Here is a 23,898-nt window from a genome sequence, read left to right on the forward strand (position 1 = left end):
TAATATTTTGTGTTGATGATCGTGTTTTTACCTTCTTAATTCATCTCTTACTTCCATTAAAGCGAAACCTAAAAGATTTTCTCCGTTCCACAAAGATGGATTCTGCGCTCTTGAATCTGATTCCAGCATTCCGATTCCCCAAATGTTATCATACGGGCTGGCTTCTACGAGAATTTTATCTTCCGTTGATATCAGGAATCCTTGTAATTTAGAATTTTGTGAAAATTTCAGAAGGTTTCCTCTCTTTACAATTTCATATTTATGCTCATCCCAAAGCTGTGGATCAAAGTTTTTTACTTTTCTGCCTAAAGATTTTACTTCATTCGGAGTTTTAGCCTGCAGGATTCTTTCAAGTATTTTCTCATCATCAAATAATCTTGCCTTTCCAGCCATCATATAATGTTCAGCTGTAGGGTATTCTATTCCGTTTTCTTCAAATGATGCAGGAAACCACTGACTGAAGCATGATTTGGTAAGTTCCTCTTTTACTGTGTGTCCCCAGAAGAATAAAAATTGTATCGCTTCATTTTTCTGAAATTTTTCAATAATATGCTGTAGAGTGTAATTCATGATTGCGTTATTTATACACAAATTTAAAGGATAATTATTTTACACACCAAATTTATTTGTGTTTATTTTACACTAAATAATTTAACCAACTGATTATCAATGGATAAATTTTATTCATAAAAAATATTGGAGGAATTTCCGTGGGATCGTTTTAATTGGAATGGAGATGTACCGGACTATATGATCTTGAAATTTCAAGGCGGGAAAAATCCGCCTCTATTGAATAAAGAGATCTTTATTGATTAGAAGGCTGTATTTCATATACACCATGTTAAACCCCAGACAATACCACTAAAAATAAATTAACAGGCTATGAACTAACCATTTATATTGAATAGAAAACTACTATTTATTTCTGGTTAAAGTTCTCAAAATTGAATAGGATTAGGTGCAAATTGAAATGAAGAATTTATTTGATTTCAAAATAGAAACCTTCTTTTTCGAGTTCCTCATATTTTTCCTGATTGAAGGTGAAGAGTTTGCCTGGTCTTCCGCTGCCTTCTTTTTTAACGTTGTTGGTTTCGTTGAGAAGTCCGTAGCTCATCATCTTTTTACGGAAATTACGGCGGTCGATTTCCTGCCCAATGATGGTTTTATAAAGGTTTTCAAGGTCTGAAAAAGGAAATTCTTCATTGAGAAGGTTGAAACCTATCGGTTGGTAACGGATTTTGGTACGCAGTCTTTGCAATGCGGTATCAATTATAGTTTTATGGTCGAATGCCAGAGACGGAAGTTTATTTACACTGAACCATTGGGCATCTTCAGCATCAGAATCGGCAAACAGCTCGTGATAGGAAGGGTTTACAAGGCCCAGATAAGCCACAGAAACTACCCTGTTCCTCGGATCACGGCCTACCTTGCCAAAAGTATAGAGTTGTTCCAAAAAATCGGGCTTTATGCCCGCCTCTTCATATAATTCTCGCTTTACTGCAGTATCTACGTCTTCATCATCCAAAACAAGCCCTCCAGGAAGCGCCCAGCCTCCTTTGAAAGGTTCAATATTTCTTTTTATTAAAAGGATCTGAAGATCTTTCTTATCGAAATATCCGAAAATTACTGCATCTACAGCTACTTTTATATCCTGTAATTTTTTTGGAGACTCCATATAGGCTAATTTGCGTTACGATTACACAAAGGTACGATTAATAATAACATGAGAAAAATAATTTACTGCATAATAAAAAGGCTTACCTTTATGTTATCAATATAAACCACTTAAAATTAATTGATTATGAGAAATTTACTATTCGCCTTATCAGTTGCATTTTTATGTATCGCCTGTGAAAAAGGCAAAACAACCACAGATAAAGAATCTGATAAAAAAGATTCTGCTTCAACAGCATGGAAGCCTGTAGATTCTGCTGCTGCGACTAAAGCCTGGATGGAATTTGCCACCCCAGGTGAAATGCATAAAATGCTCGCCAAATTTGACGGAAACTGGACCGGTACCACCACCACATGGATGGAAGAAGGTGCCCAACCTATGACCAGCCAGTCTGAATGCACGAACAAAATGATTTTTGACGGACGTTACCAGCACAGCACTTACAAGGGTAATTTTATGGGAATGCCCTTTGAAGGGATGAGTATTATGGGTTATGATAATGCCAAGAAAAAGTTCATAAGCACTTGGATTGATAATATGGGGACAGGAATGATGCATGCCGAGGGAGATTGGAATCCTGCTAAAAAATCCATTGAGTTTAAAGGAAAAATGACAGACCCCAGCCGTCCTGAAAAAGACTGTGATGTAAGAGAGGTCTACACCTTTACGGATGATAACAACCACATGCTGGAAATGTACGGCCCAGACTGGAAAACCGGAAAGGAAATGAAAACAATGGAGATAAAATTTGTCCGCAAAAAATAAAATACAGGAAAAACACCTTCCGGGAAACAGTGATTTTACTTGTTGATTTATAAAATGTTATAGCCAACTTTGGTATAGATAAAAACGGAAATAACCAGAAATAATTTATACCATCATGAAAACTTTATTAACAGCCTTAATAGTAGTCATTATTATTATAGGCGGAGTATTAATCATTGTTGTAGGGAAAAGACCTTTCCCTGAACCGGAATGTATTGTATGCGGAATCAATCTTATAAGAATATTGGGTATTGCCGAAATTATTCTCGGTCTCGGTGCCCTGATAATTCAGTCTAATATGATTGAAAAGCAGAGAAATTATTGAAAATAAAAGACCGGCACAAATACCGGTCTTTTTTATGATTAGTCATTTAGTTTCAAAACTGCCATGAATGCAGACTGCGGTACTTCTACTCTTCCGATCTGCTTCATTTTCTTCTTACCTTCTTTCTGTTTTTCCAAAAGTTTACGTTTTCTGGAAATATCTCCTCCGTAACATTTTGCGGTAACGTCTTTTCTTAAAGCCTTGATGGTTTCTCTCGCAATAACTTTTGTTCCAAGAGCTGCCTGAACAGCAATATCAAACTGTTGTCTCGGGATCAGTTCACGAAGCTTTTCACACATCCTTTTACCGATATAGTATGCATTACTGTCATGAATCAATGATGAAAGTGCATCTACCATGTCACCATTGATCAGGATATCCATTTTTACAAGCTTGGAAGCTCTGAATCCGATTGGGTGATAATCAAAAGATGCATATCCTTTAGAGATGGATTTCAATCTGTCATAGAAATCGAAAACTACTTCTGCTAATGGCATATTGAAAATCAGCTCAACTCTTTCTGATGTTAAATAACTTTGATTAACAATCTCTCCTCTCTTTTCAATACACAGAGTCATTACTGAACCAACGAAGTCAGACTTTGTAATGATAGACGCCTTGATGAAAGGTTCTTCTACTCTATCCATCGTGGAAGGATCCATCATTTCAGATGGGTTATTGATCAAGATCGGAACTTCAGGTTCTTTTTTAGTATATCCGAAATAAGAAACGTTAGGTACCGTAGTAATCACGTTCATATTGAACTCTCTGTCAAGACGTTCCTGAACGATTTCCATGTGAAGCATTCCTAAGAATCCGCAACGGAATCCGAAACCAAGAGCTGCCGAACTTTCTGGTTCGAAAACCAAAGAAGCATCATTAAGTCTTAATTTTTCAAGAGAGAATCTCAATTCTTCAAAATCTTCAGAATCAATTGGATAGATACCAGCAAATACCATTGGCTTTACTTCTTCAAAACCATCGATAGGCCCGTCTGCCGGCTTCTCGAAAGAAGTGATGGTGTCTCCTACTTTTACTTCACGGGCATCTTTTATCCCTGAAACCAAATACCCTACATCTCCACACTGAATGGTTTTCTTTGGAACCTGTTTTAGTTTTAAAGTACCTACTTCATCTGCTCCATATTCTTTTCCAGTTGCAAAGAATTTGATCTTTTCATTTTTAGAGATACTTCCGTTCACTACTTTAAAATAGGCTTCAATCCCTCTGAACGGGTTGTATACCGAGTCGAAAATCAAAGCCTGAAGCGGTCCGTCAGGATTTCCTACCGGTGCAGGAATTCTTTCAACAATCTGCTCCAGAAGGCTATGAACTCCTTCTCCTGTTTTTCCTGAAACCCTTAATACGTCTTCATATTCGCATCCGATAAGATTCATGATCTCGTCGGTTACTTCTTCAGGGTTGGCAGAAGGAAGGTCAATTTTATTAAGAATCGGGATAATAGTCAGATCATTTTCCAATGCAAGATAAAGGTTACTGATCGTCTGAGCCTGAATACTCTGTGCCGCATCTACAATAAGAAGGGCTCCTTCACACGCAGCAATTGAACGGGAAACTTCATATGAGAAATCTACGTGTCCCGGGGTATCAATCAGGTTTAAAATATATTTCTCTCCTTTATATTCATAATCCATCTGGATCGCGTGGGACTTGATGGTAATCCCGCGTTCTTTCTCCAGGTCCATATCATCCAGGGTCTGAGACTGCAGTTCTCTTTGGGTAACGGTGTTGGTATACTCCAAAAGACGGTCAGCCAAAGTACTTTTACCGTGGTCAATATGAGCGATTATGCAAAAATTTCGTATGTTTTTCATTTAAGAACGTTGTAATTTGCAAAGATAAAAAAAAGCAAGACATTTTATCTCTCTTATATTCATTGTATTAAATTATTTAATTTTTTGCCCAAAATACAGATGCTGTGAAAATTAAACGGCTCTCACAAATCGTCTTGTAAGAGCCGTCCAACATTAAAAAAATAAACTATTATGGGTTTTGTTTAGGCTTCACATTCCCATGGTTGTGAGGCTTTCTTTCATTCATTTTATCTCTCATCATTCCTTCGGACTGAAAGAGCTTCAGTACTTTCTGACAAGGAATCACCTGCTGCATTTTATCTGCATACTTCTTTCTGTTATCCAACAACTTCTGCCCTACCTCAAAACTCTGCTGAAGTTTGGCTTTTGCTTCATCATCCGATAAAGTTTCGGGATTAAAGTTAGGATCAAACTGGCTTTTGATCTGTTTCTGATTTTCCAGATATTCATTGTAAAGCTGTGTAAATTCAGCCTTATCATCCGCATCAATATTCAGATTATCCATGACCATATTGTTCCTGAACTTGGTAAGAAGTGCTTTTCTTTCTTCCGGAGAAAGATTATTGATTACTTCTTTTCTTTGTTTAGGGTCCATTTTTTTCCAGTCATAATCTGCACTCTGGGCATTCAGACCAAAACCATAAATAATAAAAAGCGCAAATAATATCTTTTTCATTTTTCTTATTAATTATATAGATCCAAATAAACGTCCTGGGTTGAATTGCTTGCCAACTCTGCTATTTCAGAATTGGAGAATGAATCCAGATACTCATTCATTTGAGTTTCTTCTTTCTTTGATACAGCTTTCACCGGCTGTGCAGTTTCTTTTACATCACCATTATCCCTAAGAGAAGAACCGTTATTATTCATTTGATTTCCAGCTGTTTGATTAGTATTTTCAACAGAAGTTAAATCTGATTTCAATGTTTCATAAGCAAGTTCTCCTTCAGTTGCAGAACCTTGTTTTTCTGCTGCATAAGCTGCTTTAGGCTGAAGCGCAGAATCACTATCAGAATTAAAAACATAGGTAACTCCAAATATCAAAGCTACGGAAGCCGCTGCCGCATACATCCAGTTCAGTTTGAAAACAGGTGCTTTTTTCTCTGTTTTCACTTCACTCATTACCCTGTTCTGGATATTTTCAAATAATTCATCCGGAACTTTGTAAATGTTCTTGCGTTCTAGTTTTTCTATGTCGAACTCTTTCATCTTTTGTTGTTCAAAAATTATCTTTCGTAATTTTCTTTAATATAATCTTCTATCTTTTGTTTGGCATAATGATAATTTGTTTTAAGGGTCCCTACAGACATATCTACAATTTTAGATATTTCTTCGTAAGGAAGATCATCATAATACCGCATCATAAATACCAGTTTCTGCTTTTCTGGCAGACTTTGTATAGCATTCTGAAGCAGGATCTGTATTTCTTCTGCATCACCTTCTGTATTGTCAGCAACCAGATTCTGCATATGATACTCTGCATTTTCATCAGTTTTCTGCATTTTCTTCATCTTATTGACCTGCTGTAATGCTTCGTTGGTAGCAATCCTGTAAAGCCAGGTATACAGCTGGCTGTCATTTTTGAACTGGTGAAAATTCTGGTAGGCTTTAATAAAAGTCTCCTGCAATGTATCCTGAGCAAGATCGCCATCCACAATAATTCTTCTGATGTGCCAGTACAACCTGCTCTGATAAGCATCCATCAAGGCACGGACACCTTTATCCTGGCTCCGTGGGTTTTGCATCAACGAAATAATTTCCGCGTCCTTGATCTTCATAAGATGCTATCACTGTTTTGGATTACAAAAATAACTGAAAGTTAAATTACTTATTCAATTTTTAGTCCAAATATTACAAATAATATGAGCGGGTTACACCAAAACCTTTACTCCACTTACTTTATAAGGAAATATCAAAAATTTCCTGACTGCCGGTTTGTCCTTTCTTTTCTGAACTCACCGTAAAATATTATCTTTGTTAGATGCAAAAAGTAATCATAGGTTCAGGAAATGTGGCCTATCATATGGCCAAAGCTTTTACCCTAAAAGGTATTCCAATAGCTCAGATCTTTGGAAGAAATGAAGAGGAACTGAAGAAAATTTCAGAAGAGCTCAATATTCCTTATTCCACGAAAGATTTGGAAGATGCTGATCTGTATATCATCTGTATCAGCGATAATTCTGTGGAAAGTGTTTCTAAAATTATCACGAAAAAAGATGCTCTTGTAGCCCATACTTCGGGTTCTCTTCCCAAAGAAATACTGGCAGGGGAGTACAGAAAATCAAGCTTTTATCCCTTACAGACTTTTTCAAAATCAAAAGAGCTTGAATACGAAAAAATTCCTTTTTTCATTGAAGCTGAAAATGAAAGTGATAAAAAGATTTTGTTTGAATTAGCATCTCAGATTTCTGAAAATGTGATGGAGAGCAATCATGAAAAGAGAAAATACATTCACCTTACTGCTGTTTTTGCCTGTAATTTTGTGAATCATCTGTTCACAAGAGCCAAAGAAATATCTGATTCACAGGAAATTCCCTTTGATTATTTCCTTCCGCTTATTGATGAAACGGTTCAGAAAATTCATGAAATTGAACCTAAAGATGCTCAGACCGGGCCTGCTGTAAGAAATGACCTTAGAGTTCTGGATCTGCATGAAAAGCTGTTAAAAGACGAAAGTCTTGAAATTTATAAAATAATGAATCACTCAATTCAAAAAATGTATGAGTTATAAAGAGAAATTAAAAGATATTAAAGCCTTTGTATTTGATGTAGACGGAGTTTTTACAGATGGAAGTGTCTATCTTCTTCCCGGAGGAAATATGTGCAGGGTAATGAATGTCTTAGATGGATACGCTGTAGTTAAAGCCTTAAAAAACAATTATTTAATAGGGGTAATCACTGGTGGAAATGATGAAATGGTAAAACATAGGATCAATTATCTAGGCATAGAAGATTACTATCCAAAATCACACAACAAAATGACTGATTTTGAAGACTTTAAAACAAAACACAACCTCAAAAATGAAGAAATCCTTACGATGGGCGATGATCTTCCTGATATCCATATCATGGAAAATTCTGCCATTGCAGCCTGTCCGGAAAATGCAGTTCCTGAAGTAAAAGGAATCTCTGATTATATTTCTTCCAAAAAAGGCGGAAGCGGGGCAGTACGTGACGTGATCGAGCAGGTGATGAAAGTTCAGGGTAACTGGCACGATGATAATACCCAATCTGTATAAAAACGGCTTATGAAAATACTTTTAGCATCCCAATCTCCAAGGCGGAAGGAACTTCTTTCCGGTTTAGGTTTTGATTTTGAGGTCGTAAAAATAGACTGTGAAGAAATTCTTCCGGACATCATCAGAGTGGAAGAGGCCGCCGCTTATTTATCAGAATTAAAGGCTGATGCATTTGAAGGCCAGGATGAGGATGAAATTCTGCTGACTGCAGATACGGTAGTGGCCATTGACGGACAGATCCTCGGAAAGCCTAAGGATGAGAATGATGCCCGAAAAATGCTCAGAAGCCTTTCCGGAAAAACACATCAGGTTTTTACAGGAATTACGCTTAAAAAAGCTGATAAAACGGTTACAGAAACTGATGTAGCTGATGTGGAACTGGATGAATTAACAGATGACGAGATAGAGTATTATATTCAGAAATACAAACCATTTGATAAAGCAGGAAGCTATGGTATCCAGGAATGGCTGGGAATGGCCAAGATTAAAAAGATCACCGGAAGCTTTTATACCATTATGGGACTTCCTACCCATTTGGTTTACAAAATTTTGAAAGAAATATAAATATTATTCATTATAAAATTTTATTATTTTTACAAAATCATCAAACTGCTGATAATAAAAAACGCATTAGCGAGTTATAATTGAATAATGAAAAAGAATATTTTATTCCTTTTAGTGATGTGCATCGTTGCTTCCTGTGCTACCAGAACAAAAAAGCCGGAACAGCGTTCAAAGCTTCTAAAAGGGTTTTCCACATACTATAACACCCTTTTTAATGCAAAAGATGCATTGAACAGTGAGTTTACGAGCCGAGACAAGGGACATAAGGATAATTTCTATGCTCCCTATATTCCTATCCTTACCTATGAAGATCAGCCTTTGGGAAGTGATCTGGGACAGAGTACCGCCTTTGCAGAAAACTCAATGAAAATGGCACAGGTAAACACGCCTGCACCCATGGACAGCAGAGGAGGACCTCCTTCCGGAATGCCTCCGGGAATGCCGGGGAATACCGGAATGCCCGGTTCCTCTGATACTCCTCAGAAGGGAGCTACCACTTTAGAAATTGCTGAAGCCAAAGCATTGAAAGCCATCAATAAATATTCTGTTATCAGAAACGGAGAGGAGAAAAATAAGCAGATTTTTGATGCTTACATGATTCTTGTACAATCCAGAATTTACCAGAATAAACCTTTGGAGGCACTGGACGCTTTAAATTATGTTTTTACACACATGAAGGAGGATAAAAGACTTCCTTTAGCGAGAATTTATCAGGGTGCCGCTTATGCAAAAATCAAAGATTATCATAAAGCTCATGAAACTTTTGCCAAGCTGAAAGGGGAGGATATCAGTAAAAGCTATTCCAAACTACTGAGCATTTATTATTCTGAATCTCTTCTGGATGCGGGGAAAAAAGAAGAAGCTGCAAAAGAACTTGATAATGCTTTCGAACTGAATTCTGACCGAAAACTGAAAAGCAGAATTGCTTATCTGAGAGGGCAGGTTCTTGAAAACCTAAACCAGAATGAAAAAGCCAGAGAAAGTTATACCGCAGCCTACAAATATGCCAATGATTTTGAATTTGAGGTAAAATCCCAGATTGCTATTGCCAAGACCTTTAACGGAAAAGGAGACTATAATGGTGCTAAAAGTTATCTTGAAGGCATCAGTAAAAAAGGAACTTACGGTTCAAGGAAAAATGAATTTTACTATGCTCTAGGCTTAATGGCTAATAAAGCAGGAAAAAAAGAGGAAGCCCAGCAGTTTTTCAAGAGATCACTGCATGAAAAGGTTTCTGATCCACAGGTACGCGGACTTACCTATTACGAAATAGGGAAGAGCTACCTTGATAAAAATGATTATATCGGGGCAGGAATCTATTATGATTCTGCTTTGGTTGCCATGACTTATGAGCCGTCTAAAATCCTTTTAAAGGATCAGTCTGCTTATATTAAAAAGATCTCCAAGAATTACTATCTGATCAAAAAAAATGACAGTATTCTATCTTTAGCGAAGATGAGTGAGGCTCAAAAAACAGACTTTTTCGGCAAATACATTGCAAAGCTGAAGGCTAAAGAAGAAAAAGAAGAACAGGAAAGAAAACTTGCGGAAAGGAATAAGGGTTTTGATTCCGGAGATTACAGTGCCAATTCTATTTTTGCCAATAGTTCCAATGCTTTTGAAGATTTTGGAGTTACAACGAAAGGATTTTATTTCAGTAATACAGGAACGGTAAGTAAAGGAACCTCTTCATTTAAACAGATCTGGGGAGACCGTGCTCTTGCTGATAACTGGCGTTATTCTAAAAAAATGGCTTCTATTGAGGATATGAAAAATGAAGCGCTGGGCGTAGCAGCTGCACCCAATCCGAGGCGTTTTGAACCAGCCTATTATATTGAGCAGATCCCTACAGATCAGGGTAAGCTGGATCAGCTGAAGAAAGACAGAGATACTGCATCATTAGGATTGGGTATTATGTACCAGAATTATTTTACCAACACACCACTGGCTACAAAAACGCTGTATGATCTTGTAGATGTAAAGCCGGAAGAAAAGGTAATGCTTCAGGCGTTGTATGAGATCTTTGCCATGAACTATGAAAAGAATCCGCAGGCTTCTGAAAGGGCAAAACAAATTCTTTTAACGGATTATCCTTATACTTCTTATGCGGAATTTGCCAGAAATCCGAAAAACGGTTCATTCGTAAAATCTTCTGAAGATGTTGAAAATGAATATAAAAGAGCCTATGCACTTTATGAATCCGAGAAATTTACGGAGAGCAGGGATGTGATTGATCAGACCATTCAGAAGTTCCCTAAGGATGCCCTGGTTCCCAAGTTTTACCTGCTCAATGCTTTCAATGCGGGAAAAACCAGCGGAAAGGAAGTAATGATTCTCCAACTGGAACAGGTAGCCCTGAATTATTCCAAAACCCCTGAAGGGATTAAAGCCAAGGAAATGCTGAATTACCTGAAAAGCGAACTAAGTTTCCAGGCTACCGATAATAAAGGAAATGCAGTTCCTCAACAGCCAATGGGAGTACCTGCACAGCCTGATCAGATTCAGAATAATGGGAACATGCCACAGAGTCCTCCGGGGAGTATAAACAGCGGAATGCCTCAGTCTAGTGATTCCCAGCCTAAGCCCATGAAAAATAAAGGGTTTACGCCTTCGTCTAAATTGAAGGAAATACAACCAACAGAAAACCTTCCGGTAAAACCTAAAAAATAAAAAAAGCGAAGATTTATTCTTCGCTTTTCTTTTTCTTTACTCCATGAAAATCTTTTAGATAGAAGGGTTCGAAGTAAGCAATATCTTCCAGATCTTTTTGATCAAGCTTTTCTAAAGTTTTCTTGATCAGGTATTGTGCAGAAGGGTAGATATCATCTCTGAATTCAGCATCAGGCAGATTCAGAATTTCCTGCGCTTTTTTAGCACCATCTCCTACAAAAATCACTTTTTTATTCCGGAATTCTTCAAAAGAATTTTCATCAAGAATCTTAGCTTCGGTTCCTGAGATTTCTTTTCCTGTCACACCTTCATAAACGGCCGTATAAACCTCCATTCTTCTTGCATCGATCAATGGCACTATAAATTCATAGTTACTGCCTAAAAAGGGCTCTATCATGCTTTCCAAGGAATTCACTGCCATCAGCGGAACTTTTAGTCCGTAGCAGAAGCCTTTTGCAGAAGCTGCTCCGATTCTTAATCCGGTATAAGATCCGGGACCCTTTCCTAAAGAAACGGCTTCAATGTCGTTCATAGAAATTCCTGCTCCTTCCAGAGCCCACTCTACAAACGCATGAAGGCTTTCTGATTGTTTATAGTTTTCGGACACCTCTTCACACAGGCACAGCAGCTTTTCATTGTCTGATATGGCTACGGAACAGTTTTTAGAAGAGGTTTCGAGATATAGTATTTTCATAAGATAATGTACCTGTTTAACAGTATAGCAATCATCCGATAGTCAGAATGCTAAACTATTTTTATGCAAATTTAAATCTTTATTTTGATACTATTTCCTGTAAATCGTTCTCGGTTCTGCCTGAGCGCTTGGATAAATCGTCATATCAGAAACCGTAACATGTTTGGGAGCATTCACACAATAAGCAATGGCATCAGCAATATCTTCTGCTTTCAAAGCGTCATAGCCTGCGTATACCGCCGCCGATTTTTCCTGGTTTCCTTTAAACCTTACCATAGAGAAATCAGTTTCCACGGCACCTGGCTGGATGTTGGTTACTTTAACCCCAAATTCTGTCAGTTCAAGACGCATTCCTTCGGAGATCACATCGACTGCTTTTTTCGTCGCACAATAGACTACACCGTTGATGTAGGTCTGTCTTGCCGCTACTGAACTAATATTTACAATATGACCTGTATTTCTTTCTTTCATAGAAGGAATAATCATCTTTGAAACATATAAAAGACCTTTTACATTTCCATCGATCATAGAATCCCAATCCTCTGTCTTTCCGGCAGAAAGAGGATCAAGGCCATGGGCATTTCCTGCATTATTGACCAGTACATCAATATTTTTCCATTCTTCAGGAAGTGAATTTATAGCAGCTTCAACCTCTGTGAGATTCCTTACATCAAACTTTAAACTAAATATTTCGGCAAATGCGGATAATTCAATTTTTACTTCTTCAAGAACTTCCGTTCTTCTTCCGCAGATAATGATTCTGTTTCCCTGTTTTGCGAAGAGTTCCGCTGTGGATTTTCCTATTCCGGATGTAGCTCCGGTGATGAGTATTGTTTTCATATTTTTTTACTGTAGCAATGGAGCAGTTTACCAATAATTATATCCGCAATTCATACATTGTTCCATTGCTAGATTGTTAGATTATTCAATTAATTCGCATCCAACGCCTGAAAAGCATCGGCTATATGTTCTACAATTAAGTTTTTATTTTCATCGGGAAGTACGGAGATGATGTCAAACCTTACTTCATTGTGTTTATTGAATTCTTCCAGATAATGATTGGCTGCAGATACAATAGATTTGATTTTAGTCTTGGTAACCGCTTCCTGAGGCAGCATAAAAGCATCTGTGGATCTTGCTTTTACTTCGACAATGACAATAAGATCCTCTTTTTCTGCAATAATATCGATTTCAGCCTTTTGAAAACGAAAATTTCTGACCAGAATTTTATACCCGTTTTTTAAAAGATAATCTACAGCCAGATCTTCTGCTTTTTTCCCGAACTCGTTATGATCAGCCATTATTTAATTATTTAAAAGATAGTGTATGATTTTTTGCCACTTTCACGCTCTTATTTTTACAATCCCATGAAAATTGCCGGGTGAAAATCTGAAATTCTGATTTTTGGGGAACGGAATACATTGTATCATTCCAGTTTTCCGGATTAATATGAACCAGTTGATCTACTGTAAAACCCAATTTATTTTCAAGTTTATAGGTTTTATAATCTGTATGATCAAATTTACCTCTGTTCCAAACCGTTCCTCTGTCACGGTATTGGTATAAAGTGTAGCTATCATCACACGGGCATTTCTCTTTCCGTTCAAGCTTCAGGCTTCTGTGAAAAAAGATAAAATAGATTCCTATGGTAATTAAAAAAATGATATATAGAAAACCTTTTATCCTGTTTGGGGTAATTTTACTTTCTTCAGACTTCATTTGGAGAACAAATCATTTCTTATTTATTAAACCTTACCGCTTTTCCTTCTGATGCTAGCTCAAATTCCTGATCTATCCATGCCATAAGTCGGATATGAAAATCCAGAAAAAGATCTTTTCCTTCATCTTCAATCATAATCGTAGAAACATCATAAGGAATTTTGATATATTTTTTCTCATTATTTACCCGCACTTCATAACTTTCATGTGATAAGCCTGAAGGGGAGTAAATGATTTTATCTGTTGTATTCTTTTCAGGTAAAATTACTTTCAGCCCGGATCTCATTATCATTTCCAACTGTTCCTGTAATTCCCGGGGTAATTTATCTTTTATTCTGGAAAAGCGTCTCTGCTGCCTTCTTTCTTCATCATTATCGGGAAAATAGCCGGGATCGAAGTACCAGAAAAACTCCAGCTTAGTCTCAAAAGTTTCGGAAACAGACAGATTCTTAGATATAAATTCTCCCATAAAACCTGGTGAATAGCTATATTTAAGAAGGAAATCATCCATTTTTTAAAACTCAATCTTAACTTTATCAGCCACTTTTACTTTGGCATTTCCTCCAATTAAAAGGGGTCTGTTATCCTTTATGTGTCCGTTCGGAAAACCGAAAACAACCGGAAATTTATATTTTGAAATTCTTTCTGAAATTAGGGTATAGGCAAATCCGTCAAAGCTTTCTTCGTAATCCTTATTATCCTTTTCATCGCCCATATTGGTCATTCCTCCTACTATCAAGCCTTTTATCTTTTTGAAAACTCCGGCAAGCTCCAGGCTCATGATCATCCTGTCCAGTGCATAAAAGTTTTCACCGATATCTTCAATAAACAGGATTTTATCTTTAAAATCGAAAGAATAAGGGGTTCCCAGAAGGGCATAAATAAGGGCTAAATTACCTCCTATCAATTCTCCTTCCATATTCCCCGGTTTATTCAATTCATAAGATTTTAAGGCATATTTAAGCTTTTTCCCTTTTAATACATCAAAAATCAGATCATAGCTTTCCTCTGTTACCCCGAAACTTGATGTTTTGATCGTCTGCCCGTGAATGGAAGCAAATCCTTTTTTCAACAGGTAACTCTGGATCACCGTATTATCTGAATAGCCAATATACCATTTAGGATTTTTGGTGAAATTTTTCAGATCCAGATGCTGAACCAGATGCTGGCATCCGTAACCTCCTCTTGAGGCCCAGATGGCACTGATTTCCTTATCGTTTAAAGCCCAGTTGATATCTTTTATTCTTTCCTTTTCTGTTCCGGCGTAGTTGTATCCGTTTGAAAACTTGGTATACAGATGCTCACCCAATACAGGTTCAAAGCCTTTTTTTCTGATCATTTCTATTCCCTTTTCCAGTTGGGAAACCTCTACAGCTCCGGCAGGGGAAATAACAGCTATTTTAGCCCCTTTTTTCAGGGGTTCCGGAAAGATAATTTTTTTCATTTGGTCTTTTGGTATTTAACTTCTTTTTTCTCTGCTTCTTCCAGCTGCCTGTCAAACTGATTGAATTTTTTAAAGCTCTGCAGGAAGATAAAGAAACTGAAAACGATCAGAATGACTCCAACAATTCTTCTGATCTGGTTGGCCAGCTTCTGGGTTAATTTATCATGAAATTGTTTTGCAAGGAATATTTTAGCCAGATCAATGCACAGATATGTACCGATCACGATGCTTATATACAGAATGAAACTGCTGGTATCAGGATACTGGTTTCTTACAGAAATTACTGTTACCAGCCAGAAAAGAATGACTCCTACGTTCAATAAATTAAAGAAAAACCCATTAAAAAAGGTCTTAAAATAATTCTGACTGATGATTTTTTCTTCTCCGGGCATATGCATTTTGGTTTTGGTGACCATCATGACGATTCCGTACACAAAAATCAGGATAGAGGTAATTCTGTAAAAACCAGGATGTTTATCAATTAATGTTACAATATCTGCACTGGCATAATAAGCAGCAACGATACATAAAAGATCAGCTGTAATCACGCCCAGATCTAAAGACAAAGCATGCTTTGGTCCTCTGGAAAAGCTGGTTTCAATGAGAAGGAAAAAAATGGGTCCTATAAAAACCAGACTCAGCATGAATCCTAATACAATAGCAGAAAGTACGAGTTCAAACATTCAATAATATTTAAAATGAAAAATAATTTTCATTCCGTTTTATACAAAGTTATACTTTATGATTTAATTATTCAATAAAGTTGTGATATATCAACTAAGTTTTAGAGCTGATTATGTTTTCAAGAAGGAAAGGAAGCAGGGTGATGGAAGAGGGAAGTTTTTACAGTCTTAAGAACAATATTTGTGATAGGTAAGAAGAAAAAAGATTGATAAGGGATACTTTTTGATATAAAAAAGGCTGCTCCTGTCCGGAACAACCTCATTTTATTTTTTATTTAAAGTTTCGTTAATCAACAACCTTAAAGTCCAGCTGCTTCTGGATCAGATTGGCTTTCACTACTTTAATATGAACTTCATCACCCAGCTGATATTTTTTCCCGGTCCTGTTACCGTATACCGCATGTGACTTCGCATCATAGGAATAAGAATCGTCTACCAGATCTCTTAATTTGATAAGTCCTTCGGCTCCGTTTTCAGGGATTTCAACCCAGAAACCAAATTCTGCAACGCCTGAAATCACGCCTTTGAAAGTTTCACCAAGATGTTTTTCCATGAATTTCACCTGCATGAATTTAATGGAATCTCTTTCTGCATCTGCAGCAAGTCTTTCCATTGCACTGCAGTGTTTTGCTTTTTCTTCCAGCTCTGTCTTGCTTGGAGATTTTCCTCCGTCAAGATAATGCTGTAAAAGACGGTGGGCGAGAAGGTCAGGATAACGTCGGATAGGAGAGGTGAAGTGACTGTAATACTCAAAACCAAGACCATAGTGACCGATAGGTTCTGTAGAATATACCGCTTTACTCATACTTCTCATGGCGAGCGTTTCAATCATATTTTCTTCTCCTTTTCCTTTCACATCATGTAAAAGCTTGTTCAGAGATTCTGCCACTTTTTTGGTATTATCCAGATTCATTTTATAGCCGAAAGTAGATACAAAATCTCTCAGTGCTTCCAGTTTTGCAGGATCCGGATCGTCGTGAACCCTGTAAATGAAAGTATTATTGGATAAACTTCCTTTACCCGTTAATGAAACAAATTCAGAGACTTTTTTATTGGCTAAAAGCATGAATTCTTCGATCAGGTGATTGGAATCTTTACTGATTTTAAAGTAAACCCCAATTGGTTCATTATTTTCATCCAGATTGAACCGCACTTCACTTCTGTCAAAAGTAATGGCTCCTTTTCTGATCCTTTCTTCACGCATGATCTTCGCTAATTTATCCAGCGTATTGATTTCCTCAGCTAAATCTCCCTGGCCCGTTTCTATACGTTCCTGAGCTTCTTCATAAGTAAATCTTCTGTCTGAATGGATTACTGTTCTTCCAAACCATTGTTTCTGGATCTCAGCTTTGTCATTCAGCTGAAAAACTGCGGAAAAGGTGTATTTATCTTCATTCGGACGGAGTGAACATACATCATTACTCAAAACTTCCGGAAGCATCGGAACCACACGGTCTACCAGATACACGGAAGTTGCTCTTTTATAAGCTTCATCATCCAGAATCGTTCCCGGCACTACATAATGAGAAACATCTGCAATATGAACCCCTATCTCCCAGTTGCCATTTTCCAGTTTTCTGATGGATAGGGCATCATCAAAGTCTTTTGCATCTTTAGGGTCAATAGTAAAAGTACAGATATCCCTCATATCCCAGCGTTTTGCAGCTTCTTCATCGGTAATCCTTCTGTCGATCTTATCTGCATCCAATTCCACTTCTTCAGGGAAATCATAAGGCAGTCCGTATTCTGCAAGAATAGAGTGAATTTCTGTTTCGTGCTCACCCGGTGCGCCTAATACCTGGATAATTTCTCCCTGAGGGTTTTTATCACCCGGTCTCCATTCTGTCATTTTCACGATGACCTTATCCCCGTTTTCAGCACCTCCGAATTTTGTTTTTGGAATAAAAATATCGGTATTGATTGTTTTTTTATCACATACAACAAATCCAAAATCTTTATGGGTAACCACCTGGAAAGTCCCTACAAATTCAGTTCTTGTTCTTTCCAGAACTTCCAGTACTGAGCCTTCCAGTTTTTTCCCTTTAAAATGATAGGTTATAATCAGAACCTTATCACCCTGTAACGCATCTTTTACATTTTTAGAATGAATAAAGATATCATCTTCCAGACCTTCAACGTTTACATACGCATTCCCGGATTGATTAAAATCGATAATTCCAGTTAGTGTTCCTGCAATTTCCAGGTTCACAATATATTTTCCTTTGTCTACTTCTTTGATCTTTTCAGATGCCTGAAGTTTGTGAAGAGCCTGAATTACCTGCTCTCTCTGTCTTGGATTCTTATGATCTATTCCGTCTGCAATCTGCTTATAATTATAAACTTTAGACGAATTAGCATTCATAAAACGGAGGATTTGTCTCCCGATATCCATTAATTTATGGTCATTTTTCTGACTTATATATTTTCTTTTTTTTGACATTTTAATGTTAATTTAATTGTTATGAGTTCTCATAATCCGCTTTTGAAATTTCAATAACCGAGCCGTTTTTGAATTCAAAATAACAGATAAGATCTCCCAGCTGTACTTCAGCTTTGTTTTTCTTTTCTTCCGTATTGATATACAAAGTAATGAAATTACTCTCAGGGATTATCAATTCTTTCGTATTTACTGTTTTCACAAAATTGCCCTTTGCATTATAAACAATCCTGTAATCCAGTTTAGATTGGGGAACTCCTTTAAAGTTCAATTGTTCTAAATATTCACCATAGTAACCAGCCACTGCAGATCTTGGAATCGGAATAATGGTTTTTTCCGGAAAAAGACTGACAAATTTCTTAAAGTTTCTTTCATCCCAAAAAGATTTGAATTTCAGGCTATTTACCAGATTAGCTGCAGAATAGTCTGTTCTGTCCATTCCACATCCTGCTGTAAAAACATTAATAACACCCACATACACTATTTTATGTTTAACTGATTTTTTATCAATCTTTTTAAAAAGCAGGTCTGCAAGCGCATGAAAATTATATCCCTTTATACTGGCAGTAAAATCCTCTTCAACTTTTTTAAGTTCCTCCTGTGTATAATAATGAGGAACATAAGGAGCGCAACCTTGGAGCTCAACGGTTCCCTTTACAGTTGGGCACGCATCATCCTTATCCAGAATACCATCACCATCTGTATCCAGCCACGGACAGCCATTGTTTTCCTGAGGTCCTGCTACTGTAGGACATAGATCATCTCTATCCGGTGTACCATCACCATCTGCATCCGGCCAAAGACAGCCATTATTTTCTTCCGGACCGGCTTCTTCGGGACACTTGTCCAGATAAAATAGAGTCCCATCTCCATCCGTATCAGAAAGACATATTTTTTTGCTGAATTCTTTTCTGCATTTTTTAAAAGCCTCCTGGTTTTCTATTTCCTGAGCATGAAGAAAACTTATAACTAAAAGTAATAGTACAGATGCTTTTATTTTCATTGGGTATTAGTTTTTAAAATTTTATTCTATCAATTTTTAGTCCAGAATTATTCCACGGTTGCAAGCTTCCTCAGGTTTGTATCTTATTTTCGTAATAAATCCTTTGTTGCAGTTACAGTCTGCATTTTCTTCGACAAATTTTGACTGCATTAAAATCGGAATTCCTTTTTCATTAATTATATAAGACTGCGTCAGATTATACTGCTTAATATCTTTTTTGAATCCAGTTTCATAATGTTTGGCAATACGAATCTCTGAGAAGAGTTTCCCGTTTTTATACACGCTCTTTTTATAAAACGGATCGTCTTCAGTCTCATGAAATGTAAATTCATTAAACTCATTTTCCCGTTGGTGAAAAGTATAAATTAATTGATCATTATTGTTAAACAAATTAAAAAATACTTCATAATTTTTATTATTCTCCTGCTCTTTACTGTAGAAAATAAGGTAGTTCTTTTTGGAAGCAGGATTATATTTATAGTAATCCGGAAACTTTATATTCTCAACAGTTCCTTTATATGAAAATTTTCTGGAGTAAGAATAATAAAACGGCAGTCTGTCTTTCTCACTGTAAGACCATATTTTCGATTGCCCATATTCATCATATCTTATACTGTCTTTGTAAAAGCATGTAATATCTTTCTTCTTCATTCTAATCAGATACTCTGAAAACTCATCTTTGAAATCTTCATATCTTCCAAAAAATTTTAAACCTTTTGAAAATGATATCTCCGAAATATTTTTTCGGGGATTTTCCATACAATAGGTTCTGAATTTTTTTATACTGCATTCCAGTCTGTCTCTTCTATCCAGCTGCCCAGATACCCCAATAAATAAAAACAGAAAAGGAAAGGTCAGATAAATTCTCATAAAATTAGTCTATGCAAGGGTAATTTTTATTTCAAGTTCAAGTTTTAGTTTTGTTTCCAATCTATTTTAAAACTATAAATTTCGTTTTATAAATTCAATACAAATATGGGGAAAGTGTGGGGAAACCTATGATTAAATTGTCTTTAATTTTATAGGAAATACAGAATGGTAAACTCTGTAAGGCAGTGCAAAGATATAAAATAAAAAATAAATAAGGCCTGTAATATGATTTACAGGCCTTTATATTTTTAGCAAACTGCGATTTTATCAACTCTGTTCTGGTGTCTTCCACCTTCAAAATCTGTAGTGAGAAACTTTTCAGCAATTTCAATAGCCAGTTCCTTAGAAATAAACCTTGCCGGCATTGAGATCATATTGGCATCATTATGTTGTCTTGCCAGTGATGCAATCTCCGGCATCCAGCATAAGGCACATCGAATCTTCTGATGTTTGTTTGCTGTGATCTGTACTCCATTTCCGCTTCCGCAGATTAAAATTCCGAGTTCATTTTCCCCGTTTTCCACAGAAGTTGCGGCAGGGTGTACAAAGTCCGGATAATCCACACTGTTTGTGGAAAACGTCCCAAAGTCCTGAATTTCAAATCGTTCTGAAAGATAGTTTTTAACAATCTCCTTGTATTCATAGCCTGCATGGTCTGCAGCAATCGCTATTTTTCTTTTCATAATACCTTTATTAAGTCTTGTATAGATTTTATTTCATGACAAAGGTAAGAATAATAACAATTGATGTTAGTAAACCGGGAGTTAATTGTGAAAAGCCGTGTGAATAACTGTGGAAAACTTTTATCAAGTTTATATTTTTTAACATTAAATTATTTCGTAATGGAAAATTAATCTGGAAACTTTAACCACAATTTTCAAAATCTTTTTCACAGGTAATCTTAAGTTTTTCCATAAAAAAATTACTAATAATGGTTTTCTATCAAAGTTATCAACAACTGTGCATAAGTATGTGAAAAGACAGGTTTACAATATTTTACATTGTGAGTTAAATATGAATTGTATCAAAATTAAATGTTATCAATTTTTAGCTTAAAACTTATCCCCGAAACTAACAATACTCAACAACAAAGACATTATTCTTTTTTTTTAAAGAGAAAAAATTGTTGATTAATGAATGTTGAGACTTCGGGAAAGTTTTTGAAAACTTTTGTTTCAATGAATCTGTTGAAAAAGTTTAAAACCTTACATTTGTGAAACGAAAAATTCAATGTTACTTATGAAAACAATCAATGATTTCAATTTTAAAGACAAGAAAGCTTTGGTTCGTGTGGATTTTAATGTTCCACAGGATGATCAGCTTAATGTAACGGATAATACTAGAATCGTTGCGGTGAAGCCCACAGTAGAAAAAATTCTTAAGGACGGAGGTTCTGTCATCCTGATGACCCACCTAGGGAGACCCAAAGGAGAAGTGAAGGATGAATTTTCTCTGAAACATATCAAAGACGAGGTTTCGAATGTTCTTGGACAGGAAGTGAAGTTTGTTGAAGAATGCGTAGGGGAGAAGGCTGAAAAGGCTGCTTCTGAGCTTCAGCCGGGTGAAATCTTATTGTTGGAGAATCTGCGTTTTCATAATGAAGAAGAAAAAGGAGATGAAGCCTTCGCAGAACAGCTTTCTAAATTAGGAGATGCTTATGTGAATGATGCATTCGGTACCGCCCACCGTGCTCATGCTTCTACTGCTGTAATTGCAAAATATTTTTCATCAACTAAATTTTTCGGTTTACTGATGGCTAAAGAACTTCAGGCAATAGATAAAGTTCTGAAGGGTGGCGAGAGACCCGTAACTGCTATTCTAGGAGGGTCTAAAGTTTCAACTAAAATTACCATTATAGAAAATATACTTCCTGCCATCGATAATTTGATCGTAGGAGGTGGTATGGCTTTCACTTTTATTAAAGCATTGGGAGGGAAAGTCGGAAATTCTTTAGTAGAAGAGGATAAACTTCCTTTGGCTCTTGAAATTCTAGGTAAAGCTAAAGAACATAATGTAAAAGTATATCTGCCATCTGATGCTATCATTGCTGAGAGCTTTAATAATGAAGCGGATAGAAAAGAAGCTGATATTTATGCAATCCCTGAAGGATGGATGGGGCTTGATGCTGGTCATAAATCAAGAGATCAGTTCAATGATGTACTGCTGAACTCAAGAACTATTCTTTGGAATGGTCCTATCGGAGTTTTTGAAATGTCTAATTTCGCTGGTGGAACCATTGCTCTTGGAGATAGCATTGCTGAAGCAACTAGTTTGGGAGCTTTCTCATTAGTAGGAGGTGGTGACAGTGTTGCTTTTGTTAAGCAATTCGGTTACGGAGATAAAGTAAGTTATGTTTCTACCGGTGGTGGAGCAATGCTTGAAAGTCTTGAAGGATTGGAGTTACCTGGTGTAGCTGCGATCAACAATTAATAGAAAGATCATAGATATTTTTGAAACCTGCTAATTATATTAGCAGGTTTTTTTACATATAAATTTACTCATAAAATGCTTTATTCATCGGATTTTAAATGTGTTTTAAATATAACCTCAGGTTATACCTTGGGTAATACTTTGATTCCGTATGATTTATAATTTGTTCTTATTCGCCTTTGAAAATTAGCATTTTTTTTTCGATATTTTGACCATAATTTGATAGATTGTGATTGATTTATTTTTGTGTTTATTGATCGTATTTTGCTTTTCTTTTGAAAAATATATTTAACCTGATTTCGGGTTATGGAAACTAAGATAATGGACTGGAGCTGGAAGTTAGTTTTTTTTAAGATCATTGAAAAATTGTTTCTGGATTTTGTACGTATTAAAACTCTATGAGAATTAGATATTGATCAGGTTTATTATCCTTTCGCTCCGTAGGAGCTCACCTTAGATTATGTATTAATTTCTATGAACAGAGTACTCCTATGGAGCACTTTTAAAAATTCAAATAACTCCTATTTTTTATTAAATTCATATATTAATCATAGGCTATAACTCTTTATTTAAGTTAGAATTTCTTATTTCAAACTGAGGTTAATAGGAAGGTTCAAATTGAAATTTATTCTCGGAACTAATTATTTTATTTTACACAGTATTGAGGTATCATTGCTTGATGCTTTAAAGTTATCTATATTATATTGATTTTTATTTATTTCATACATTAGTTATAGTGTTGTAATTGTTTGATTATTAATATTTAAACTGTTTTTTTATTTGTATGATATAATTTTATTTAGATTCTCTTTGTTAGTTTTAAATTTGGAATATGTATTAATCCTGTGAAGTTCTTTTTTTCAGAAATTATTCCATTATTATTTTAATTGCTTTTTTCTTCCAACTTAATGCTTGTTCTTAAATTTCAACAAAATATTTCTCAATGCTCATGAAAATATATATTGCTCGTTTTTTTGAACGTAATTTTATTTTTTCGAAATCTGAGGACTAAAAAAATTTATTTTTCTCCTGTTTCGGTTACAGATTTCTGTGATTTAAGAACTGCAGTAATTTTTGAATTGTGTTTTCAGAAGTATGATTATGTATTGAGTAGGGGGAGGCCTGGTCATTTTTTACCAAACCTATTTTATTAAAATTAATTTAAAAGAGAAAATATGTATTTTTTAGTTTCTCTTTGTCTTTTATTTTCAGGATGAAGTTTGCCATTAGGAGTCTTTTCATATTCATTTTTGGCTTTCAGTTGAAAAAGCATGGAAAAATGACTTTCAGAATCATGGCTTAAATCGATTTTCTGTAATTTTCCATGGTTTTATATGTTAATTAAGAAAATAAGCTTCAAATGCTGTGTTTTTGAAAGAATTTACTTTTAATAAGCCTTATTTTTACTTTTTTAGCTTTAATTTTCTTTGATTTTCCCTGATGCTATTTTTTTTAATAATTTAATTAATGAACAGTTAATTTCATTTTTTCATATTATGAGTTTGAGTCTCTTTTTGTAAGAATTAAATAGGGTAGTGCGGAAGA

General features: G+C 35.9%; 23 protein-coding genes and 1 pseudogene. 7 read left to right on the forward strand and 17 right to left on the reverse strand.

Annotated features, from left to right (window positions below; translation table 11 throughout):
* Positions 1-27 precede the first annotated feature (27 nt).
* Both FW768_RS15145 and FW768_RS15150 read right to left on the reverse strand, forming a co-directional pair.
* Positions 28-570 (reverse strand): NADAR family protein, encoded by a 543-nt coding sequence (locus FW768_RS15145; RefSeq protein WP_153396796.1) that lies wholly within the window; start codon positions 568-570, stop codon positions 28-30.
* 409 nt (positions 571-979) lie between these two features.
* Positions 980-1,675: an NUDIX hydrolase gene (locus tag FW768_RS15150; protein WP_153396798.1), complete on the reverse strand. Its 696-nt coding sequence runs from the start codon at positions 1,673-1,675 to the stop codon at positions 980-982.
* A gap of 126 nt (positions 1,676-1,801) precedes the next feature.
* Between FW768_RS15150 and FW768_RS15155 the strand changes: the two genes are divergently transcribed.
* Together FW768_RS15155 and FW768_RS15160 are read left to right on the forward strand one after the other, a co-directional pair.
* On the forward strand, positions 1,802-2,440 hold the full coding sequence (locus FW768_RS15155; protein ID WP_153396800.1) for a DUF1579 domain-containing protein: 639 nt from the start codon (positions 1,802-1,804) through the stop codon (positions 2,438-2,440).
* A gap of 115 nt (positions 2,441-2,555) precedes the next feature.
* The gene (locus FW768_RS15160; protein ID WP_153396802.1) at positions 2,556-2,765 is read left to right on the forward strand and encodes a hypothetical protein; all 210 of its coding nucleotides are present in this window, start codon (positions 2,556-2,558) and stop codon (positions 2,763-2,765) included.
* Positions 2,766-2,803: 38 nt separating this feature from the next.
* Here the strand turns inward: FW768_RS15160 and lepA are convergent, their stop codons facing one another.
* The 4 genes from lepA to FW768_RS15180 form a co-directional block, all read right to left on the reverse strand.
* Positions 2,804-4,600 (reverse strand): translation elongation factor 4, encoded by a 1,797-nt coding sequence (gene lepA / locus FW768_RS15165; protein ID WP_153396804.1) that lies wholly within the window; start codon positions 4,598-4,600, stop codon positions 2,804-2,806.
* A 169-nt stretch (positions 4,601-4,769) separates the two neighbouring features.
* Positions 4,770-5,276: a hypothetical protein gene (locus FW768_RS15170; protein WP_153396806.1), complete on the reverse strand. Its 507-nt coding sequence runs from the start codon at positions 5,274-5,276 to the stop codon at positions 4,770-4,772.
* A gap of 8 nt (positions 5,277-5,284) precedes the next feature.
* Positions 5,285-5,809: a hypothetical protein gene (locus tag FW768_RS15175; protein WP_153396808.1), complete on the reverse strand. Its 525-nt coding sequence runs from the start codon at positions 5,807-5,809 to the stop codon at positions 5,285-5,287.
* 17 nt (positions 5,810-5,826) lie between these two features.
* Complete coding sequence (locus FW768_RS15180; RefSeq protein WP_153396810.1) at positions 5,827-6,378, reverse strand: RNA polymerase sigma factor; 552 nt, start codon at positions 6,376-6,378, stop codon at positions 5,827-5,829.
* Positions 6,379-6,581: 203 nt separating this feature from the next.
* Here FW768_RS15180 and FW768_RS15185 point away from each other — a divergent pair, with 203 nt between their 5' ends.
* The 4 genes from FW768_RS15185 (at position 6,582) to porW (ending at position 11,073) form a co-directional block, all read left to right on the forward strand.
* On the forward strand, positions 6,582-7,331 hold the full coding sequence (locus FW768_RS15185; RefSeq protein ID WP_153396812.1) for a Rossmann-like and DUF2520 domain-containing protein: 750 nt from the start codon (positions 6,582-6,584) through the stop codon (positions 7,329-7,331).
* Positions 7,321-7,839 carry a KdsC family phosphatase gene (locus tag FW768_RS15190; protein WP_153396814.1) on the forward strand — a complete coding sequence of 173 codons (519 nt, stop codon included), beginning with the start codon at positions 7,321-7,323 and terminating at the stop codon, positions 7,837-7,839. Before FW768_RS15185 ends, FW768_RS15190 begins: the two co-directional genes overlap by 11 nt.
* Before the next feature lie 9 nt (positions 7,840-7,848).
* Positions 7,849-8,403: a Maf family protein gene (locus FW768_RS15195; RefSeq protein ID WP_153396816.1), complete on the forward strand. Its 555-nt coding sequence runs from the start codon at positions 7,849-7,851 to the stop codon at positions 8,401-8,403.
* Between the two features lie 87 nt (positions 8,404-8,490).
* Positions 8,491-11,073, forward strand: coding sequence for a type IX secretion system periplasmic lipoprotein PorW/SprE (gene porW / locus FW768_RS15200; protein WP_153396818.1), 2,583 nt, complete (start codon positions 8,491-8,493; stop codon positions 11,071-11,073).
* A gap of 13 nt (positions 11,074-11,086) precedes the next feature.
* On the opposite strand, the gene tsaB is transcribed toward porW, so the two are convergent.
* The 11 genes and pseudogenes from tsaB to rpiB all read right to left on the reverse strand — a co-directional run bounded on the left by tsaB (position 11,087) and on the right by rpiB (position 20,606).
* Complete coding sequence (tsaB, locus tag FW768_RS15205; RefSeq protein ID WP_153396820.1) at positions 11,087-11,767, reverse strand: tRNA (adenosine(37)-N6)-threonylcarbamoyltransferase complex dimerization subunit type 1 TsaB; 681 nt, start codon at positions 11,765-11,767, stop codon at positions 11,087-11,089.
* Positions 11,768-11,857: 90 nt separating this feature from the next.
* Complete coding sequence (locus FW768_RS15210; RefSeq protein ID WP_153396822.1) at positions 11,858-12,607, reverse strand: SDR family NAD(P)-dependent oxidoreductase; 750 nt, start codon at positions 12,605-12,607, stop codon at positions 11,858-11,860.
* Positions 12,608-12,696: 89 nt separating this feature from the next.
* Complete coding sequence (locus FW768_RS15215; protein WP_153396824.1) at positions 12,697-13,068, reverse strand: YraN family protein; 372 nt, start codon at positions 13,066-13,068, stop codon at positions 12,697-12,699.
* Between the two features lie 7 nt (positions 13,069-13,075).
* Positions 13,076-13,486: a hypothetical protein gene (locus FW768_RS15220; protein ID WP_153396826.1), complete on the reverse strand. Its 411-nt coding sequence runs from the start codon at positions 13,484-13,486 to the stop codon at positions 13,076-13,078.
* Positions 13,487-13,505: 19 nt separating this feature from the next.
* Complete coding sequence (locus tag FW768_RS15225) at positions 13,506-13,997, reverse strand: hypothetical protein (RefSeq protein ID WP_153396828.1); 492 nt, start codon at positions 13,995-13,997, stop codon at positions 13,506-13,508.
* 3 nt (positions 13,998-14,000) lie between these two features.
* A complete protein-coding gene (locus FW768_RS15230) occupies positions 14,001-14,930 on the reverse strand; it encodes a S66 peptidase family protein (RefSeq protein WP_153396830.1) in 930 nt (309 codons plus the stop codon).
* The gene (locus tag FW768_RS15235) at positions 14,927-15,613 is read right to left on the reverse strand and encodes a LysE family translocator (RefSeq protein WP_062700513.1); all 687 of its coding nucleotides are present in this window, start codon (positions 15,611-15,613) and stop codon (positions 14,927-14,929) included. Before FW768_RS15235 ends, FW768_RS15230 begins: the two co-directional genes overlap by 4 nt.
* Before the next feature lie 286 nt (positions 15,614-15,899).
* On the reverse strand, positions 15,900-18,053 hold the full coding sequence (rnr, locus tag FW768_RS15240; RefSeq protein ID WP_153396832.1) for a ribonuclease R: 2,154 nt from the start codon (positions 18,051-18,053) through the stop codon (positions 15,900-15,902).
* A 625-nt stretch (positions 18,054-18,678) separates the two neighbouring features.
* Positions 18,679-18,930 (reverse strand): annotated as a pseudogene (locus FW768_RS23710) (thrombospondin type 3 repeat-containing protein); the annotation flags it as partial.
* A gap of 159 nt (positions 18,931-19,089) precedes the next feature.
* Entirely contained in the window at positions 19,090-19,923 is an 834-nt protein-coding gene (locus FW768_RS15250; protein ID WP_153396836.1) for a hypothetical protein, read from the reverse strand.
* A gap of 248 nt (positions 19,924-20,171) precedes the next feature.
* On the reverse strand, positions 20,172-20,606 hold the full coding sequence (gene rpiB / locus FW768_RS15255) for a ribose 5-phosphate isomerase B (RefSeq protein WP_153396838.1): 435 nt from the start codon (positions 20,604-20,606) through the stop codon (positions 20,172-20,174).
* Positions 20,607-21,162: 556 nt separating this feature from the next.
* Here rpiB and FW768_RS15260 point away from each other — a divergent pair.
* Complete coding sequence (locus FW768_RS15260) at positions 21,163-22,353, forward strand: phosphoglycerate kinase (RefSeq protein WP_153396840.1); 1,191 nt, start codon at positions 21,163-21,165, stop codon at positions 22,351-22,353.
* Positions 22,354-23,898: the final 1,545 nt, after the last annotated feature.

Origin of the sequence: Chryseobacterium vaccae, from assembly GCF_009602705.1 — a bacterium.
In the GTDB taxonomy this organism is placed as follows: domain Bacteria; phylum Bacteroidota; class Bacteroidia; order Flavobacteriales; family Weeksellaceae; genus Chryseobacterium; species Chryseobacterium vaccae.

Bases quoted from the DNA above. Each gene is read 5' to 3' on its own strand.
- FW768_RS15220 (WP_153396826.1), bottom strand. From the start codon at position 13,486: ATGAAGTCTGAAGAAAGTAAAATTACCCCAAACAGGATAAAAGGTTTT.
- rpiB (WP_153396838.1), bottom strand. From the start codon at position 20,606: ATGAAAAGAAAAATAGCGATTGCTGCAGACCATGCAGGCTATGAATAC.
- FW768_RS15230 (WP_153396830.1), bottom strand. From the start codon at position 14,930: ATGAAAAAAATTATCTTTCCGGAACCCCTGAAAAAAGGGGCTAAAATA.
- FW768_RS15145 (WP_153396796.1), bottom strand. From the start codon at position 570: ATGAATTACACTCTACAGCATATTATTGAAAAATTTCAGAAAAATGAA.
- porW (WP_153396818.1), top strand. From the start codon at position 8,491: ATGAAAAAGAATATTTTATTCCTTTTAGTGATGTGCATCGTTGCTTCC.
- lepA (WP_153396804.1), bottom strand. From the start codon at position 4,600: ATGAAAAACATACGAAATTTTTGCATAATCGCTCATATTGACCACGGT.
- FW768_RS15215 (WP_153396824.1), bottom strand. From the start codon at position 13,068: ATGGCTGATCATAACGAGTTCGGGAAAAAAGCAGAAGATCTGGCTGTA.
- tsaB (WP_153396820.1), bottom strand. From the start codon at position 11,767: ATGAAAATACTATATCTCGAAACCTCTTCTAAAAACTGTTCCGTAGCC.
- FW768_RS15170 (WP_153396806.1), bottom strand. From the start codon at position 5,276: ATGAAAAAGATATTATTTGCGCTTTTTATTATTTATGGTTTTGGTCTG.
- FW768_RS15210 (WP_153396822.1), bottom strand. From the start codon at position 12,607: ATGAAAACAATACTCATCACCGGAGCTACATCCGGAATAGGAAAATCC.
- FW768_RS15150 (WP_153396798.1), bottom strand. From the start codon at position 1,675: ATGGAGTCTCCAAAAAAATTACAGGATATAAAAGTAGCTGTAGATGCA.
- FW768_RS15190 (WP_153396814.1), top strand. From the start codon at position 7,321: ATGAGTTATAAAGAGAAATTAAAAGATATTAAAGCCTTTGTATTTGAT.
- FW768_RS15160 (WP_153396802.1), top strand. From the start codon at position 2,556: ATGAAAACTTTATTAACAGCCTTAATAGTAGTCATTATTATTATAGGC.
- FW768_RS15195 (WP_153396816.1), top strand. From the start codon at position 7,849: ATGAAAATACTTTTAGCATCCCAATCTCCAAGGCGGAAGGAACTTCTT.
- rnr (WP_153396832.1), bottom strand. From the start codon at position 18,053: ATGTCAAAAAAAAGAAAATATATAAGTCAGAAAAATGACCATAAATTA.
- FW768_RS15155 (WP_153396800.1), top strand. From the start codon at position 1,802: ATGAGAAATTTACTATTCGCCTTATCAGTTGCATTTTTATGTATCGCC.
- FW768_RS15185 (WP_153396812.1), top strand. From the start codon at position 6,582: ATGCAAAAAGTAATCATAGGTTCAGGAAATGTGGCCTATCATATGGCC.
- FW768_RS15235 (WP_062700513.1), bottom strand. From the start codon at position 15,613: ATGTTTGAACTCGTACTTTCTGCTATTGTATTAGGATTCATGCTGAGT.
- FW768_RS15260 (WP_153396840.1), top strand. From the start codon at position 21,163: ATGAAAACAATCAATGATTTCAATTTTAAAGACAAGAAAGCTTTGGTT.
- FW768_RS15250 (WP_153396836.1), bottom strand. From the start codon at position 19,923: ATGAGAATTTATCTGACCTTTCCTTTTCTGTTTTTATTTATTGGGGTA.
- FW768_RS15225 (WP_153396828.1), bottom strand. From the start codon at position 13,997: ATGGATGATTTCCTTCTTAAATATAGCTATTCACCAGGTTTTATGGGA.
- FW768_RS15175 (WP_153396808.1), bottom strand. From the start codon at position 5,809: ATGAAAGAGTTCGACATAGAAAAACTAGAACGCAAGAACATTTACAAA.
- FW768_RS15180 (WP_153396810.1), bottom strand. From the start codon at position 6,378: ATGAAGATCAAGGACGCGGAAATTATTTCGTTGATGCAAAACCCACGG.